This window comes from Mesorhizobium sp. M7A.F.Ca.CA.002.15.2.1, from assembly GCF_003998715.1.
GTDB lineage: Bacteria > Pseudomonadota > Alphaproteobacteria > Rhizobiales > Rhizobiaceae > Mesorhizobium > Mesorhizobium ciceri.
Map to the genome: position 1 here is coordinate 1 of NZ_RZPI01000892.1, position 1,847 is coordinate 1,847.

Below are 1,847 nucleotides of genomic sequence, written 5' to 3' on the forward strand. Positions count from 1 at the left end.
CATCCTGGCGGCGCTCGACGCCAATGGCTGCCGCGACGACACCGTTGCGCCTCGGCGTGCGCCTTTGCAGGAAGCGAACCGCGACGGCGGCAGCGCAAACCTGTTCGATCAGCTCTTCGGCGGCAACAGCAAGCAGCTCGATATGCTTGATGAACCCAACCAGCCCGACGATCCCAGCGAGGAGCGCAATGTCCGCCGTGTGCTCAACCAGCCCGGCGTACCGGATTTTCCGAGCGTCGGTGGCGAATTCCACACGTCCTGTGTGCGCACCTGCGACGGCTACTTTTTCCCTATGTCGAACTCGGCCTCGGCAGGCGATTTCGAACGCGACCAGAAGAATTGCGAATCGAGCTGCCCCGGCACCGAGATGCAGGTTTTCTATTCGCGCGGCATGGACGACGATTCGGCGTCGATGACGTCATCTGTCACCGGCCGGCCTTACAGCGAATTGCCGACCGCCTATCTCTACAAGCGGCCCGGCGTGTCGCGGCCGCCGGCTTGCGGCTGCAACGCCGCTGCGCAGGGTTTCCAGATCATCGCCGGCAATCCGCCGAATCCGGTGCAATCGCAGCCAGAGACAGACGCGTCATCATTCATTCCAGTCCCGGTTGCAAAACCTGATCCGGGCGCCGATCCCGAAACGCTGGCCAATCTGGAAGGTGGGCTCGACCGCGAGGCGATCAAGCGGCTTTCCGCGAGGCCGGTGACGTCGCCCGTGTCCGCGCTGCCGCCGGAACAGCGCAAGGTCAGGGTCGTCGGGCCAACGTTCCTTCCCGACCCATCAGCGGCAATAGATCTGCAAGCTCCGGCCCCGAAGGCAGTCCGGTAAGGGCTGTCCTGAGTGGCATGAACAACGCCTTGCCCTTGCGGCCGGTCGCTTCCCTGATCTTGCCCGTCCAGTCCTTCCAGATCGTCGCGGTCCAGGGTTCCTCCGGCAGCAGGTCGAACGCCTGTCGGAGAAAGTCGCGGTCGTCATCGGAAAATTGCGGCTTCTCCTGCGGTCCTTCGCGCAGGATGCGCCACCAGTTGACCGCATCGGCCAGCCTGTCGAGATTGCCGCGCACCGCCAGCCAGAACGGTTCGGCCTGCTCGCCGGAGACGCCGAGCACGATGAGACGGTCTTGTGCCTCGGCGAACGGCATGTGGTGCAGCAGCGACCGGTTGAGCACGAACAGCTCGTCCGGATCGAACTTGGCCGCGGATTTCGATGTCGCCGCCGGATCGAAGCGTTCGGCGAGTTCGCCCATCGTCGGCATCGCCGCGACATTCTCCGAAGTGCCTACCAGGACCGCCAATGATGCGACGGCCATCGGCTCGATCCCGTCCTCGCGCAGGCTTTCGATGGAGAGCGCGCCGGTGCGCTTCGACAAGCCCTCGCCCGATGCGGTGGTCAGGAGATTGTGGTGGCCGAACACTGGCGGCGTGGCAGCCAGTGCCTGGAACAGGGCGATCTGCACGCCGGTGTTGGTGACATGGTCGTCGCCGCGGATGACATGGCTGACGCCCATCTCGATGTCGTCGACCACGGAAGGCAGCGTATAGAGATAGGTGCCGTCCTCGCGCACCAGGACCGGATCGGAAAGCGAGGCCAGATCGACGGTTTCCTCACCGCGCACCAAGTCGTTCCAGTGGATTTCAGTGCGTTCCGGCTGTTGTGGATCGCCTGAGAAATTGGGCAGGAGAAAACGCCAGTGCGGCCGGCGGCCATCGGTCTGGTATTCGGCGATCTGTTCGTGCGTCAGGGTCAACGCCTCGCGGCCATAGACCGGCGGCAGACCGCGCGTGCGGCGCACCTTGCGCCTGAGATCCAGCTCCTCCGGCGTTTCGTAGCAGGCATAGAGAACGCC

Annotated in this window: 2 protein-coding genes; one reads left to right on the forward strand and one right to left on the reverse strand. The window is 64.4% G+C overall.

The genetic code is table 11. The features are described 5' to 3' along the window. On the forward strand, positions 1 to 829 hold an 829-nt coding region (locus ENZ74_RS30780; RefSeq protein ID WP_127313255.1), incomplete at its 5' end, for a DUF2865 domain-containing protein. Here the strand turns inward: ENZ74_RS30780 and ENZ74_RS30785 are convergent. Then, positions 747 to 1,847, reverse strand: a 1,101-nt coding sequence (locus ENZ74_RS30785) for a glutamate--tRNA ligase family protein (RefSeq protein WP_127313256.1), incomplete at its 5' end; no start/stop codon positions are given. The genes ENZ74_RS30780 and ENZ74_RS30785 overlap by 83 nt on opposite strands.